General features: G+C 61.6%; 16 protein-coding genes. 8 read left to right on the top strand and 8 right to left on the bottom strand.

From position 1 onward, the window contains the following. Nucleotides 1–22 precede the first annotated feature (22 nt). Together AB2N04_RS04665 and AB2N04_RS04660 are read left to right on the top strand one after the other, a co-directional pair. Entirely contained in the window at nucleotides 23–1,174 is a 1,152-nt protein-coding gene (locus AB2N04_RS04665; protein WP_367717390.1) for a DUF4139 domain-containing protein, read from the top strand. Beyond that, nucleotides 1,113–2,018: a hypothetical protein gene (locus AB2N04_RS04660; protein WP_367717389.1), complete on the top strand. Its 906-nt coding sequence runs from the start codon at nucleotides 1,113–1,115 to the stop codon at nucleotides 2,016–2,018. Before AB2N04_RS04665 ends, AB2N04_RS04660 begins: the two co-directional genes overlap by 62 nt. 8 nt (nucleotides 2,019–2,026) lie before the next feature. On the opposite strand, the gene AB2N04_RS04655 is transcribed toward AB2N04_RS04660, so the two are convergent. Beyond that, nucleotides 2,027–2,503 carry a MarR family winged helix-turn-helix transcriptional regulator gene (locus AB2N04_RS04655; protein ID WP_223021846.1) on the bottom strand — a complete coding sequence of 159 codons (477 nt, stop codon included), beginning with the start codon at nucleotides 2,501–2,503 and terminating at the stop codon, nucleotides 2,027–2,029. Between the two features lie 221 nt (nucleotides 2,504–2,724). Here AB2N04_RS04655 and ectA point away from each other — a divergent pair, with 221 nt between their 5' ends. The 5 genes from ectA to AB2N04_RS04630 all read left to right on the top strand — a co-directional run bounded on the left by ectA (nucleotide 2,725) and on the right by AB2N04_RS04630 (nucleotide 7,589). Further along, nucleotides 2,725–3,327, top strand: coding sequence for a diaminobutyrate acetyltransferase (gene ectA / locus AB2N04_RS04650; RefSeq protein ID WP_367717387.1), 603 nt, complete (start codon nucleotides 2,725–2,727; stop codon nucleotides 3,325–3,327). 46 nt (nucleotides 3,328–3,373) lie between these two features. Then, nucleotides 3,374–4,663, top strand: a complete 1,290-nt coding sequence (gene ectB, locus AB2N04_RS04645; protein WP_367717385.1) for a diaminobutyrate--2-oxoglutarate transaminase — start codon at nucleotides 3,374–3,376, stop codon at nucleotides 4,661–4,663. A gap of 5 nt (nucleotides 4,664–4,668) precedes the next feature. After that, on the top strand, nucleotides 4,669–5,061 hold the full coding sequence (locus AB2N04_RS04640) for an ectoine synthase (protein WP_007010253.1): 393 nt from the start codon (nucleotides 4,669–4,671) through the stop codon (nucleotides 5,059–5,061). A gap of 86 nt (nucleotides 5,062–5,147) precedes the next feature. Then, nucleotides 5,148–6,083, top strand: a complete 936-nt coding sequence (gene thpD, locus AB2N04_RS04635) for an ectoine hydroxylase (protein WP_367717383.1) — start codon at nucleotides 5,148–5,150, stop codon at nucleotides 6,081–6,083. Nucleotides 6,084–6,104: 21 nt separating this feature from the next. Next, entirely contained in the window at nucleotides 6,105–7,589 is a 1,485-nt protein-coding gene (locus AB2N04_RS04630; protein WP_367717381.1) for an aspartate kinase, read from the top strand. Nucleotides 7,590–7,625: 36 nt separating this feature from the next. On the opposite strand, the gene AB2N04_RS04625 is transcribed toward AB2N04_RS04630, so the two are convergent. The 4 genes from AB2N04_RS04625 to AB2N04_RS04610 form a co-directional block, all read right to left on the bottom strand. Next, complete coding sequence (locus AB2N04_RS04625; protein WP_367717379.1) at nucleotides 7,626–7,919, bottom strand: GNAT family N-acetyltransferase; 294 nt, start codon at nucleotides 7,917–7,919, stop codon at nucleotides 7,626–7,628. Next, nucleotides 7,916–8,542, bottom strand: a complete 627-nt coding sequence (locus AB2N04_RS04620; protein ID WP_367717377.1) for an alpha/beta hydrolase — start codon at nucleotides 8,540–8,542, stop codon at nucleotides 7,916–7,918. The genes AB2N04_RS04625 and AB2N04_RS04620 overlap by 4 nt, the downstream gene beginning before the upstream one ends. Before the next feature lie 3 nt (nucleotides 8,543–8,545). After that, a complete protein-coding gene (locus AB2N04_RS04615) occupies nucleotides 8,546–9,478 on the bottom strand; it encodes a ring-cleaving dioxygenase (RefSeq protein ID WP_367717375.1) in 933 nt (310 codons plus the stop codon). Between the two features lie 172 nt (nucleotides 9,479–9,650). Then, nucleotides 9,651–10,646 carry a PRC-barrel domain-containing protein gene (locus AB2N04_RS04610; protein WP_367717373.1) on the bottom strand — a complete coding sequence of 332 codons (996 nt, stop codon included), beginning with the start codon at nucleotides 10,644–10,646 and terminating at the stop codon, nucleotides 9,651–9,653. Between the two features lie 214 nt (nucleotides 10,647–10,860). On the opposite strand from AB2N04_RS04610, the gene AB2N04_RS04605 reads away from it, so the two are divergent. Next, nucleotides 10,861–11,778: a diacylglycerol kinase family protein gene (locus AB2N04_RS04605; RefSeq protein WP_367717371.1), complete on the top strand. Its 918-nt coding sequence runs from the start codon at nucleotides 10,861–10,863 to the stop codon at nucleotides 11,776–11,778. A gap of 54 nt (nucleotides 11,779–11,832) precedes the next feature. Here AB2N04_RS04605 and AB2N04_RS04600 read toward each other — a convergent pair whose 3' ends face one another. The 3 genes from AB2N04_RS04600 to AB2N04_RS04590 all read right to left on the bottom strand — a co-directional run bounded on the left by AB2N04_RS04600 (nucleotide 11,833) and on the right by AB2N04_RS04590 (nucleotide 13,077). After that, a complete protein-coding gene (locus AB2N04_RS04600; RefSeq protein WP_367717369.1) occupies nucleotides 11,833–12,342 on the bottom strand; it encodes a Dps family protein in 510 nt (169 codons plus the stop codon). Between the two features lie 51 nt (nucleotides 12,343–12,393). Further along, complete coding sequence (locus AB2N04_RS04595; protein ID WP_367717367.1) at nucleotides 12,394–12,588, bottom strand: hypothetical protein; 195 nt, start codon at nucleotides 12,586–12,588, stop codon at nucleotides 12,394–12,396. A gap of 90 nt (nucleotides 12,589–12,678) precedes the next feature. After that, nucleotides 12,679–13,077, bottom strand: a complete 399-nt coding sequence (locus tag AB2N04_RS04590; RefSeq protein WP_367717365.1) for a hypothetical protein — start codon at nucleotides 13,075–13,077, stop codon at nucleotides 12,679–12,681. Between the last annotated feature and the right edge of the window lie 18 nt (nucleotides 13,078–13,095).

Below are 13,095 nucleotides of genomic sequence, written 5' to 3'. Positions count from 1 at the left end.
CGTGCCAGCCCAACGACGCCTCATGAAAATCAGAACCATTTCCCGCAACACCGTTGCCGGTGTCTGTCTCGTGCTCTTACACTCGGTGACGCCTGCATTTGCAGAGGTCATCGAAAGCGGGAAGATCGAGGCGCTCACACTCTCCTCCGGTGGACTGGCCGAAGTGAGACGCTCCGCGCGCATCGACGGGGACGGCACGCTGCACATCGACATTCCACTCGATCAGGTGGACGATTTCCTCAAAAGCCTCGTGGTAAACGACCCCTCAGGCACGATCGATGCCGTGACGCTCGATGGGCTCTCGCCCGTGGAAGAAACGTTTCGCCGCCTGCCTTTCAGCCCAGGAGAGATGGGCTCTGTTCCGGCGCTGGCGGCTGCTTTGCAGGGCGTGTCTGTGCGGGCCACATCGGGCGGCCGCACCGTCGAGGGCATGATCCTCGGTGTCGATACGCAGCAGGCGGGGAGCGAAGCCGCCCCCCGCATCGAACGGGTTCTCTCGGTGATGACCGCTGACGGAACGGTTGACGTTCTGAAGCTTGGAACCGACACCCAGCTGGACATTCGCGACGAAGCCATGCGGGCACGCCTGCGTGAAGCCGCCAAGGTGAGCGGGCGCGGACGCACGGACGCCATACGGACCGTGGCAATCGCTCTGTCTGGCGAAGGCGAGCGCGATATCGCCCTGTCCTATGTGGTTCCGGCGCCCGTTTGGAAAACGGCCTACCGGCTGGTTGCCGCTGAGGAAGGTCCCGCCCGGCTGCAGGCCTGGGCGGTGATCGAAAACGCAACCGGCGAAGACTGGAAGAATGTCGGCCTGACACTTTCTTCCGGCGCCCCTGTCACGCTCGCGCAGAAACTGCATCAGCGGTACTGGAGCGAACGCCCGGAAATCCCCGTGGCTGTCGGCAACGCCGCTCCACCGCGCCCCGATGACGCGGCTGGCTTGGAGATGGCCCAGATGGGCACCTCCCCCCGCCAGATGCGCGCTTTCAAGGGAGCGGCAGCCGCAGCGCCAATGGCAGATATGGTGAGGATGGAACCTGCCGCACCGACAAACGCCACCCAGGGCCCGCGAGGGCAGGACGGGCGCAACCTACCATCTGCCGAATGCCGTGAGCCTCGCTGCCGGGCAAAGCCTCTCCCTGCCATTCGTGGACGCCGAGGTTCAGGCTGAGCGGGTTTCGGTGTTCCAGCCGGAGAGCGGCGGAATTCACCCCGTTGCCGCCGTGTTCCTTACAAACGATACCGAGGCAAGCCTGCCGCCGGGGATCGTCACGGTCTATGATCGCACAAGCGGCTATGTGGGCGATGCGCAGCTAATGGGCATTCCGGCCGGCGAAAGCCGCATGGCAAGCTTTGCGAGCGACCGCAAGGTCGAGATAACGACGGAGACGAAACCGCAGGAAACCGTCGGGCAGATCGCGATCAGCGATGGCGTTTTGCGAACAACGACCGTCTCACGGATCATAACCACCTACAGGATCAAGGGCGCTTCGGACGCCCGGCGTACAATTCTCATTGAACATCCGCGCCGCGACGGGTGGAAGATGGAGGCATCGGCGCTCGACAGCGCGACACCCTCCCACTACCGCCTCCGTGCCACGGTGGAAGCCGGTGGCTCCGCCACCGTCAGGGCCGTGATGGAACGCAGCCGCTCGGAAAACTTCGCCCTTGCCGATGCCAGCGCAGACGCACTCTACGTGTGGGCGGGTTCGGCAGCCGACGGCGAAACCGTCGAAAAACTGAAGTCGCTCGCAGCACTCAAACGCGAGGCAGCGCGTGCCGAACGCACGCTCGCAAATGTGCGGCAGGCGCTGGAACAAACCGCCGGTGACCAGGCCCGCATCCGCGATAATCTGGGCTCTGTCCCCCGCGAAAGCGCTCTGGCCGAGCGCTATATGCGCATGCTCGAAGAACAGGAAAACCGGATCGCAGATCTCAGGGAGGAACAGGCAGAGGCCGAAAGCCAGCGCGACCGTCTGAATGACGAGGTCCGGGCGCTGATCGGGACGTTCTGAAGCGCAGCCTACTTGCGATCGACCGCGCCGACATCGAGCAGCGGCGCGGCGTCCAGCGCGCCGGCATTGAGCATCGCGCCGACACGCTCGAGTGCCGCCACGATCATGCCCTGCTCCCAGTCGGGCAGCGCCTGAAACTGCTCAGAAAATGTCTTCTGGAGGGGGTCGGGCGCGGCTTTCAGCAAGGCGCGCCCCTCTTCCGTCGGCGCCACCCAGACCACACGCTTGTCGCGCTCGCTGCGCGTGCGCGTCACCAGGCCCCGCGCTTCCAGCTTGTCGACCAGTGACGTAGCCGTGGCCTGCCCCACGCCGGCCTTGCCCGAGATGTCCTTTGGCGTCGCCCTGCCGGCTGCAGCCACGATCTCAAGCACAATGAGCTGCGGTGTCGTCAGGCCGGTGGCCCGCGCAAGCGTGCGCGCGTTGAGCTCCGTTGCGCGCAGGATGCGACGCAATGCAATCAGGCTTGTTTCAGTACGATCTTCCATGCCGCCATTCCCCAGAACCCGGAGACCGAAGCGGCGATTCTCAGCCCCCGCTCTCCACATACCCATCAATAGCAGAGAAAATATATTTTGATTAGCGAATAAAATTTTCCTCAGAAGCCCATAGAATACATGGCGTTGCGCTCGTTATGGAACCATTTCGGATTTAAGTGGTTGAAATATCCTTCGATAGTCATAATATTCGGCGCGCTATGAGGAGACCAATGGCCACCACTGACATCAAGCTTGTACGCAAGCGATCGCCCGAAATTGTCTATCGCCCTCCGCGCAAGGAAGACGGCGCTGACGTGTGGCGGCTCATCCAGTCCTGCGAGCCGCTCGACGAGAATTCACTCTACTGCAATCTGTTGCAGTGCGACCATTTCGGCGACACCTGTATCGCCGCCGAAAGAACCAGCGATGGAGCGCTGGTGGGCTGGGTATCGGCCTATCTGTTGCCGGATGAAGACAACACCTTGTTCGTCTGGCAGGTCGCCGTGGACAAGAGTGTCCAGGGCATGGGCGTCGGCAAGAAACTGCTTGCCGCATTGCTCGAACGGGAAGCCTGCGAAAACGTTCAGGCTCTCAAGACCACCATCACCTCCGACAACAAGGCAAGCTGGGGACTGTTTTCCTCGCTCGCCCGCAGGAGCGGCGGTGAACTCAGCCACGAGCCTTACTTCCGCAAGGACGCTCATTTCGATGGCAAGCACGCCACCGAACACATGGTGACAATCCGGTTCACCGAAGATGCGTCCGACGAATTACGCGGAAACTGGATGTCCCTGCGCGAGGCAGGCGAGGCCCGGAGCGACGACGCCGCCTGATCGCGGCGTCCATATCCGCACGACCGAACAATCCGAAGGAAAAAACATGACGACCGTTACGACGGACGACAAACAGATTTTCACGCGACGCGAGTCGGAAGCGCGCAGCTATTGTCGCAGCTTCTCTACCGTGTTCACAAAGGCCAGCGGCTCGACCCTGACAGACGCCGAAGGTCGCGATTACATCGACTTTCTGGCCGGCTGTTCGAGCCTGAACTATGGCCACAACGACCCGGACATGAAGGAAGCGCTGATTGCGCATATCGAGCGCGACGGCGTCACCCACGGGCTCGACATGCACACGGACGCGAAGGCCGAATTCCTGAAAACCTTCGAGCGCCTGATCCTGCGCCCGCGCGACATGGACCACCGTGTCCTGTTCACCGGCCCGACCGGGGCCAACGCCATCGAGGCAGCCCTCAAGATCGCACGCAAGGTGACCGGCCGCCAGAATGTCGTGTCCTTCACAAACGGCTTCCACGGCGTCACGCTTGGCGCGCTGGCAGCAACCGGCAATGGCTATCATCGCGGCGGTGCCGGCGTTCCGCTCAACCATGTCACGCGGATTCCCTATGACGGTGCGATGGGCGGCGACATCGACACGGCCGATCTTCTGAACCGGATGCTTTCGGAGCCCTCCAGCGGCGTTGAAAAGCCGGCAGCAATCCTGCTCGAAACCGTGCAGGGTGAAGGTGGGCTGAATGCCGCATCGCGCGAATGGGTGCGCCGTGTGAGCGAGATCGCCCGCGCCCATGGCGCGCTGCTTATCATCGATGACATCCAGGCAGGCTGCGGCCGCACCGGCAATTTCTTCTCCTTCGAGGAGATGGGCATTTCGCCGGACATCATCACCATGGCGAAGTCGCTTTCGGGCTATGGTCTTCCGTTCGCCACGGTTCTGGTGAAGCCGAAATATGACGTGTTTGGCCCGGCCGAACACAACGGCACGTTCCGCGGCAACAACCATGCTTTCGTCACCGCCCGCGTGGCGCTGGAGAAATACTGGGCCGACGACACATTTCGCGCCACGATCGCCGAGCGCAGCGCCTATCTGGAGAAACGCCTCAACGAGATCGCCGCGCTTCTGCCCGACGCCCGCGTGAAGGGCCGGGGCATGATGATGGGCGTGGATGTGGGCTCAGGCGAGCTGGCAAGCGACATCTGCAAACGCTGCTTCCGCGACGGCCTGATCATCGAGACCTCCGGCGCGCATGACGAGGTGGTGAAAATCCTCTGCCCGCTCAACATCGAGCAGGAAACCTTTGCCCGCGGGCTGGACATTCTTCAGTCTGCCGTTGCCGAAAAAACCCAGAACACCAAAATCGCAGCGGAGTAACGAACATGATCGTGCGCGACCTGAACGAAGCCAAGAACACCGAACGTCATGTCCACTCGGAAGGGTGGGACAGTGTGCGTCTTCTTCTGAAGTCGGACGAGATGGGGTTTTCCTTCCACATCACCACCATCCATGCCGGCGCCGAACTGCACATGCATTACAAGAACCATCTTGAATGCGTCTATTGCGTCGACGGCACTGGCTCCATCGAAGATTGCGCGACCGGCGAAGTTCACAAGATCAAGCCGGGCGTCATGTATGCGCTCGACAAGCACGACAAGCACATTCTGCGCGCCGACGCAGAAAAGCCGATGATCATGGCATGCACCTTCAATCCGCCGGTTTCCGGCAAGGAAGTGCACCAGGCCGACGGCTCATATGCGCTGGAGGATGCATAACCTTTCCGAAGCCTGGCACCTTCAACATCGGGGTGCCAGGCTGATGCATCCAACGGCGAAAACCCTGAAAGAAAAGGAGAACGACCATGACAGCGATGTCGAAGGAACGTGACCGAAGAAGTCAGGATCCCTATCCCAGCAGGCTGCCCGAAGAACGCTGGCTGCCCCGGCAGGACCGAACCGTTTGGAGCCAGTGGCGCCCCGATGCGCCCCTGACAGCACAGCAGGCCGACCAGTTTGACCGTGACGGCTTCCTGATCCTCAAAGACATTTTCACGGCCGAAGAGGTCGAGGCGCTGAAAGCCGAATCCGCCGCCATGCGCAATGGCGAGCGCGATCTGATTAAAGACTGCGTCATCACCGAGCCCGGCTCGGATGAAGTGCGCACCATCTTCAAGCTGCCCGAACAGAGCTCCCTCTTCCACCGTCTCGCAAGCGACCGGCGCGTGGCCGGCATTGCCCGCTTCCTTCTCGGCGACGAGGTCTACATTCACCAGTCGCGGCTGAACTACAAGCCGGGCTTCACCGGCAAGGAATTCTACTGGCACTCGGATTTCGAGACCTGGCACGCCGAGGACGGCATGCCGCGCATGCGCGCTGTATCCGCCTCGCTGCTTTTGACCGACAATGATGCGCTGAATGGCCCGCTCATGCTGATGCCAGGCTCGCACAAACAGTTCATCGCCTGTGCCGGTGAAACACCCGATGACAACCACAAATCCTCGCTCAAAAAGCAGGAAGTGGGTGTGCCCTCGCATGAGGCGCTGGGCAAGCTGGCGAACGAACATGGCATCACCGCCGCCACCGGCAAGGCGGGCACGCTGGTGCTGTTCGACTGCAACACGATGCACGGCTCCAACGGCAACATCACGCCGTTTCCGCGCTCCAACGCCTTCTTCGTTTTCAACGCCGTGTCGAACCGGCTTGAAGAGCCCTATGGCGCGAAAAAGGCCCGGCCCGATTTTCTCGCCGAGCGCGGCGATCCGACCCCTGTCGAAATCAAGACCGGGAAACTGGCATAAGCCAAAACCGAACTGGACATCATGACTGACCGACAAGAAAGCGGTGCGGCCGAGAAGGGCCGCACCAACCAGCAACAACGAGGCATCCACACCGTCGAGAAGATCGGCGGCACGTCGATGAGCCGTGCGCGCGAACTGCTCGACACGATCCTGATCGGCAAACGCAAGGGCGATGCACTCTACAACCGCGTCTTTGTCGTTTCCGCTTTCGGCGGCATCACGGACAAGCTGCTGGAACACAAGAAGTCGGGCGAGCCGGGTGTCTATGCATTGTTCGCCCATGCCGACAACGAACATGGGTGGATGGAAGCGCTGAGCGCGGTGAGCCGCGCCATGCACGCCATCAACGAAGAGATGTTCGAGGAGGCCGCCGACCGCAACGCCGCCGACGATTTCGTGCGCGAGCGCATCGAGGGCGCACGCGGCTGCCTGATCGACCTGCAGCGCCTGTGCTCCTACGGGCATTTCCAGCTCGGCGAGCACATGCAGACGATCCGTGAGCTTCTGTCGGCGCTGGGCGAGGCGCATTCGGCCAACAATCTGGCCCTGCTTCTGCGCCGCTCGGGCGTGAATGCACGCTTCATCGACCTCACCGGCTGGCGCGATGAAACGCAGCCAAGCCTCAACGAGCGCATCGAACAGGCATTCGACGAGATCGACCTGTCGCGCGAACTGCCCATTGTCACCGGCTATTCGCAATGCCGCGAAGGGCTGATGCGCGAATTCGACCGCGGCTACTCGGAAGTGACTTTCGCCACCATTGCGGCACTGACCGGTGCGCGCGAGGCGATCATTCACAAGGAGTTCCATCTTTCCAGCGCCGATCCGCGCCTCGTGGGACCGGAGAATGTGCGCAAGATCGGCCGCACCAACTACGATGTCGCCGACCAGCTCTCCAATATGGGCATGGAGGCGATTCATCCGAAGGCAGCGAAGAAACTACGCCAGGCAGGCGTTCCGCTGCGCGTCGCCAATGCATTCGAGCCGGAGGATCCCGGCACGCTGATCGATGCCGAGCCTGCCGATGGGGTTGGCGTGGAAATGGTCACCGGCCTGCCCGTCACCTCGCTCGAACTCTTCGAGCAGGACATGGTGGGCGTGAAGGGCTACGACGCGGCGATCCTTGAATCGCTCACCCGCCACCGGGTGCGTATCGTGTCGAAAAGCTCGAACGCGAATTCCATCGTTCACCATCTGGAGGCGACGCTCAAATCCGTGCGCCGGGTGGAACGCGATCTGGCCGAACGCTATCCCGCTGCCCGCATCACCGCGCGCCGCGCAGGCATGGTGTCGGTGATCGGTCGCGACCTGACCGGACTTGGCGTCATGCTGGAAGGGCTGAAGGCCCTGGACACGGCGGGCGTTGCACCGCTCGCCTCCCAGGAGACAGGCCGCGGCGTCGACGTACAGTTTCTTGTCCGCAGTGAAGACCTGGAAAAAGCCGTCAAGGCACTGCACCGGGCCTTCATCGAGGAGGGGGAGGAAACGTTGAAGGAAGCGGCCTGAACGCCGTTTCCTTCAACGTGACCGCACTGCTGCGCTCTAGCGCGCCAGAACGTCGGCCCATTCCGGATGGCGCCGAAACTGGGCGTTGGCAAATGGACACAACGGCCTGATCCTGATGCCTTTGGCACGCGCGTCTTCCACGGCGCGCGTGACAAGCGCGACGCCGACCCCCTGACCACGAAACGCGTCCGGTACGCCCGTATGATCGATGATGATCTGGCTCGTGCCGACCCTCGAGAACGTCATCTCCGCCTCATGGCCATCGGCGCGATAAAGATACCGCCCCTTGCTGCCATTCTCTTCCATGGTGATGGATTCACTCACACTCATCGCCCCACTCCCTCGAGAAACGGCGACAGGAACCGCCCGGCCGCCATGGTTTCGTTCGGGCGGATGTCATGCCCGCCCTCATGCCATTCGATTTCGACCTCTGCGCCGGCATTCTTGAGATAGTCCGCAAGCCGGGTGGTAAGCTGCGCAGGGCAAATCGGGTCTTTACGCCCAGCCGTGAGCAGGAACCGCGTTGTGACCGCCCCCTCGCCCCAGCGCGGCGCAAAGGGGATGAGCGGATGCATCAATACCGCCGCATCGAAAAGCTGCGGTGCAGCAAAGGTCACGGAAGCGAGAATGTTCGCCCCGTTGGAATAGCCAAGACCAAGCACCGCACTCGGTTTTTCCTCTTCCACATGGGCAGCGACGAATTCACACATACGCTCGGTCGCCCGCGCCAGATCGTCCATATCGTAGACGCCCTCGCCGGTGCGGCGGAAGAAGCGCGCCGCGCCCTGCTCGCTCACATCGCCACGCGGTGAGACAATGCCGGCTCCGGGCGCCAGCTCCGCACCCAGCTGCAGGAGCTGACGCTCGTCGCCGCCTGTTCCATGAAAGAGGAACAGGAGCGGTTTGCCCGGCCCCTGAGAGGCCAGGTGATGCACGTAATGGTCCGTCGCCATGGCTCAGCCTCCGATCTTCGGCAGCGACGCTTCGAGCCGCTCGCGCAGATGGGCGTGCTGGCTGGGCAGTTTCAGTGCCTCGCCCAGATGGGCCATGTCTTCATCACTGGCAAAGCCCGGCTCGTTCGTCGCGATTTCAAAAAGGACGCCGCCGGGGGCGCGAAAGTAGATCGAATGGAAATAATCCCGGTCGATCACCGGCGTGATCTGAAAGCCCTGTGCCACCAGTTCCTCGCGAACGGCAATCTGCGCTTCGTCATTGGCTACGGCAAAGGCAATGTGATGAACCGAGCCGGCACCCTGCCGCGCCACGGGCGCATCGGGCCGGGTTTCGAGGTCGATCACGTTGGCGCCGTTGCCGCCTTCTCTCACCATGCGCAGCACACCGTCTTCTTCTCCGAGCGGCGTGTAGCCCATGAACGAAAGAAGCGCCTCGGCGCCGCCACGGTCGCGCAGCACCAGCGATGCGGAGTGAAATCCGCGAATTGCCGCTTCATCGGCAACATCCGCGCCATTCCACGGTTCACGCAGATCGCTTTCCACCTCGTTCAGGGCAAAGCCATCGCCATTCACGCCTTCGAAAAGCAGGCGCGCTTCGCCAAAGCGGGTCTCGCGCGAAAGCCCTTCCACACCCTGCGTTTCCAGGCGTTTGGTCCAGTAGTCGAGACTGCCTTTGGGAACGGAATAGACGGTCGTTCCCACCTCGCCCGCACCTCGTTTGCCGGCAACGATGTTGGGAAACGGGAAATAGGTCATCACTGTCCCCGGCTGGCCCGCCCCGTTGGCGTAGTAGAGATGATAGACATCCGGCGCATCGAAATTGACGGTTTTCTTCACCCGGCGCAGGCCAAGCGTATTCGTGATGAACCGGTCCGTCGCCTGCGCATCGCGGGCCATGGAGGTGATGTGATGAATGCCTTCGATCTGGGTAAGCATGGCAGTTCCTTCCACGCCTGGCTGGCGTTCTGGTCACGACAATTCATTCGCAAACATGGCGGCAAACACCCGTCTTTGAAAGCGGCAACAATCAAACGCATTGTCAATGTGGCATAGACAAAGAGCCCCGCGCTGGGCACGGGGCTCCTCGGTTCAATGCGGCATGCGCAGATTATTGAACCTGCATGCGCATTTCGTCACGACGCTCGCCATAGCTTGCCTCGTCATAGGCAGGCTGCTGCTCAAGCTCTTCCTCGGTGAACTCGGTGTAGAGGTAGAGCGAGCCGCCGCCGTCGGTCATGAAGGCGAGATTGTCCATGCCGATCGCAACCTCTTTCTCACCAATGCCGAGGAAACCGCCGACATCGACGATGATGGCATCGACATTGCCGTCCTGCGAGATGATCACGTCACCGATCTCGCCAATGTTTTCTTCATTGGCGCCATAGACGGTGGTGCCGGTGAGCTGCTCGGTGCGGATCTCGTTTGCAGGCATTTCCTGCAGGCTGGACCGGTCAATGGCCGACGTCATGGTCTCGTCGGGAGCCATGGTATCATCCGCGTCCGGAGCCGGTACGGCGGCAACGCCATCATCCCGTGCCGGCTGTTCGCCATCCATCGTTTCGGGGACTGGCGCCATGGCCGTGTCTTCGGCGTTCTCATCAGCCTTCACCGGCGCTTTGGCAAGGTCATCCCTGGAGGCGGGCTTTGCTTCCGTCACCTCTGCATCGGCCGGCATCGGGCGATAAGCGGCACGGTCAAACTCTTCCTGGGCTTCCAGTGCCTCGGCAGTGGTTTCCACCACGAGCCAGCGGTCGCCGTCCCGTTCGGCCCAGGAGACCAGGTCGTATTCGAGGGCCACTTCCTTCTGGCCGATGCCAAGGAAGCCGCCAACGCCAACGACGATCGCGTTCACTTCACCTTCTTCATCGAGCACCAGGTCGTTGACCTCACCGATGTTCTCGGCCTCTTCGCCGGATCCGTTGTAGACCGTCTTGCCGATCAGATCGGTGGCCAGATGACCATTGGCGCGCACCGCCATTTCATCGGACTGTTCGGTGGGTGCAGCAGAAGGCACACCGGTCGTCGTGTTGGTGGAGGTCTGTGCAACCGCGCCGGTCGCGACGAGCGTTGCAATTGCAGTGGTCGCCAAAAGATTGCGGAACATGTTAAGCTCTCCGTGTGCAGTGTTTCTGTACAGGCCACGCTCTGACCCAAACTTGCCAGGGCGGATCGGTGCGTGGCCGATTGCACCCTTAAAACGCCTTGCCCCATTTCTTGTTCCCTGATTTTCCTGTTTCGCTCGCAATCTTCTTTTGGGAACCTTTTCTCCTGACCGCTTCTTCAGAACCAACCGCAGCGAAACCCTCAGGAAGCCTCCAATGCATGTTCTTGCAGTTCTCAACCGAAATGGAGGCACCCTCCGCAATCTCGACACCGATGCACTCGCCGAAGAGATGAAAAACATCTTTGAAGCTGCCGGCCACTCGATAGAGGTGAGGTGCTGCGCGGGTGCAGAGATCGTGCCGGTGATGGAGGATGCTGCAAAGGACGCGAGGGCAGACGTTCTGCTGGCTGGTGGCGGTGATGGCACGATCTCGCTTGCCGCCGGGCTTCTCGCACATTCGGGTAAGGCGCTCGCCATTCTGCCCGCGGGCACCATGAACCTCTTCGCCCGCAGCCTTGGCGTCCCGCAGGATCTGCACGAGGCCATGGAGGCGCTGGCCCAGGGGACGGTCAGAAAGGTCGACATCGCCAAAGCCGACGACACCTATTATGTCCACCAGCTGTCGATAGGCATGCACCCGCAACTGATCCGTCTTCGCGAGCGGATGGCATTCCGTTCCCGTATCGGCAAGATCATCGCTTCGGCGCGCGCCGCCTTTGTCACGATGGTAAGACCGCCTAAGCTGGAGCTTGAGCTCGTACTCCCCGAGGCAAAAATGCTCGCCACCACGTCCAGCCTGGCAGTGACGAACAATCTCTATGGCGAGGGTCAACGCCTGCCATTCACGGACAGGCCCGACGGCGGACAGCTCGGCATCTACATCACCCACGCCCGGACGCGGGGAGAAATGCTCCTCTTCTTCCTGAACATGGGTATTGGCCGCTGGCGCAAGAACGAGCAGGTGGCGATTCACCAATCCACCGAGGTAACGGTGCGTGTTCGCTCAAAGGTCCGGCGGTTCAAATGCGCTATCGATGGCGAGCTGAAACCGCTGCCAGCCGAGACCCGGATTGTGCTTCACCCGAAGGCGCTGCGTGTGCTGGCTCCAGAAAGCCCCGGCCAGCCTTCATAAAAAAACCCGGCCGGGGCAAACCGGCCGGGCAAGTCCTGGGAGAAGTTTTGCGCATCAATCAGAAATCAGCGCACGCAGCATCCAGAGCGCCTTTTCATGGAAGGTCAGCCTGGCTGTCAGCATGTCGGCGGTAACGAGATCGCCCTTCTCATCCGCCTTGGTGCCGATGTCGCGCATCTTGCGCACGGCTTCCTCATGGTCCTCCACCAGATCCTGCACCATCTCCAGCGCGGAACGGCCGGACGCACGAAGTTCAATCGACGTGTCCACACCCTTGCCGCTGAGGATGGGCGCATGGTGACCCAGCGCACGCACACGTTCAGCAATGATGTCGGTGGCCTCGAACAGCGTGTTGTACTGCTCCTCGGTCAGCACGTGGATCGAATGGAACAGTGGGCCCACCACATTCCAGTGGTAAATATGTGTCTTGATCAAAAGCCGGTAGGTATCGACGAGTATCTCGGACAGACCGGCCGAAATTTCCTTCCTGTCCGCTTCGGAAAGGCCGATGTCCATTTTTTCGGAATGGACCTTCGGTTTAAGAACTTCAGCAGCTTCACTCATGAAAATCTCCATTGCAGGATTCTATGATTGTCGGGGTCGCGAACGTCACAGCTATTCGCTGACAGCGTCTTCCGCGGCAGGGAGCTCGACAGGCTGTTGCTCATCGAGCATCAGCCCGTAAACTTCGACACCCCACCAGACCAGCGCGCCGAGCAAAAGCCCGAAGACCAGCACCATTAGTACCGGAAAGCCACGGCGGCCCTGACGCGCATTCTCAGAGGGTATGGATTTCACCTTGTCGGGCATCTGATATGCTCCTTCTCTTTGCCGGACCCCAATGCGACAGCCGTGCGAGAGTTCCATGATCGCTCCCTTTCGAGGGCGATGCCCAAGGCGCTATTCCTGTTCGGCGTCTTCACCGGTGCCGGCATTCTCTCGATAGATCGCGTAGCCGGCGACAGCCAGGACAGGCAGCGCCAGAGCGCCGAGCCCACCTGTTCGCGAGATCAGGGCCGGCAGCAATGTGAGAGCGGCGGTGCCCGCGAGCATGCCGGCATCCGAAGCGCGCCGACGCCGGGCCCGGCGCAACTGGATCCGCCGCCAGACACTCAGCCCCAGAAGGACAACCGCTCCCATCGCCGAAAACGCCACACCGAAACCGAGCGCTGCCTCGACGGCGCCCCAGCGCTGTGAAGCAGCGATATAGCCGGCCAGAACGAGGAAGCCAAAGCCGAACAGGGCAAGCCCCGCTGCCAGCGCGCAGAAGGCGGAGGCAAACTTGAGACGCCTCGCCATGCCGGACAACTCCCCGGC

It is taken from the genome of Nitratireductor sp. GISD-1A_MAKvit (assembly GCF_040819555.1).
GTDB lineage: Bacteria > Pseudomonadota > Alphaproteobacteria > Rhizobiales > Rhizobiaceae > Nitratireductor.
This window is presented reverse-complemented; position numbering and strand designations above follow the sequence as displayed.

Bases quoted from the DNA above. Each gene is read 5' to 3' on its own strand.
- AB2N04_RS04665 (WP_367717390.1), top strand. From the start codon at position 23: ATGAAAATCAGAACCATTTCCCGCAACACCGTTGCCGGTGTCTGTCTC.
- AB2N04_RS04655 (WP_223021846.1), bottom strand. From the start codon at position 2,503: ATGGAAGATCGTACTGAAACAAGCCTGATTGCATTGCGTCGCATCCTG.
- ectA (WP_367717387.1), top strand. From the start codon at position 2,725: ATGGCCACCACTGACATCAAGCTTGTACGCAAGCGATCGCCCGAAATT.
- ectB (WP_367717385.1), top strand. From the start codon at position 3,374: ATGACGACCGTTACGACGGACGACAAACAGATTTTCACGCGACGCGAG.
- AB2N04_RS04640 (WP_007010253.1), top strand. From the start codon at position 4,669: ATGATCGTGCGCGACCTGAACGAAGCCAAGAACACCGAACGTCATGTC.
- thpD (WP_367717383.1), top strand. From the start codon at position 5,148: ATGACAGCGATGTCGAAGGAACGTGACCGAAGAAGTCAGGATCCCTAT.
- AB2N04_RS04630 (WP_367717381.1), top strand. From the start codon at position 6,105: ATGACTGACCGACAAGAAAGCGGTGCGGCCGAGAAGGGCCGCACCAAC.
- AB2N04_RS04625 (WP_367717379.1), bottom strand. From the start codon at position 7,919: ATGAGTGTGAGTGAATCCATCACCATGGAAGAGAATGGCAGCAAGGGG.
- AB2N04_RS04620 (WP_367717377.1), bottom strand. From the start codon at position 8,542: ATGGCGACGGACCATTACGTGCATCACCTGGCCTCTCAGGGGCCGGGC.
- AB2N04_RS04615 (WP_367717375.1), bottom strand. From the start codon at position 9,478: ATGCTTACCCAGATCGAAGGCATTCATCACATCACCTCCATGGCCCGC.
- AB2N04_RS04610 (WP_367717373.1), bottom strand. From the start codon at position 10,646: ATGTTCCGCAATCTTTTGGCGACCACTGCAATTGCAACGCTCGTCGCG.
- AB2N04_RS04605 (WP_367717371.1), top strand. From the start codon at position 10,861: ATGCATGTTCTTGCAGTTCTCAACCGAAATGGAGGCACCCTCCGCAAT.
- AB2N04_RS04600 (WP_367717369.1), bottom strand. From the start codon at position 12,342: ATGAGTGAAGCTGCTGAAGTTCTTAAACCGAAGGTCCATTCCGAAAAA.
- AB2N04_RS04595 (WP_367717367.1), bottom strand. From the start codon at position 12,588: ATGCCCGACAAGGTGAAATCCATACCCTCTGAGAATGCGCGTCAGGGC.
- AB2N04_RS04590 (WP_367717365.1), bottom strand. From the start codon at position 13,077: ATGGCGAGGCGTCTCAAGTTTGCCTCCGCCTTCTGCGCGCTGGCAGCG.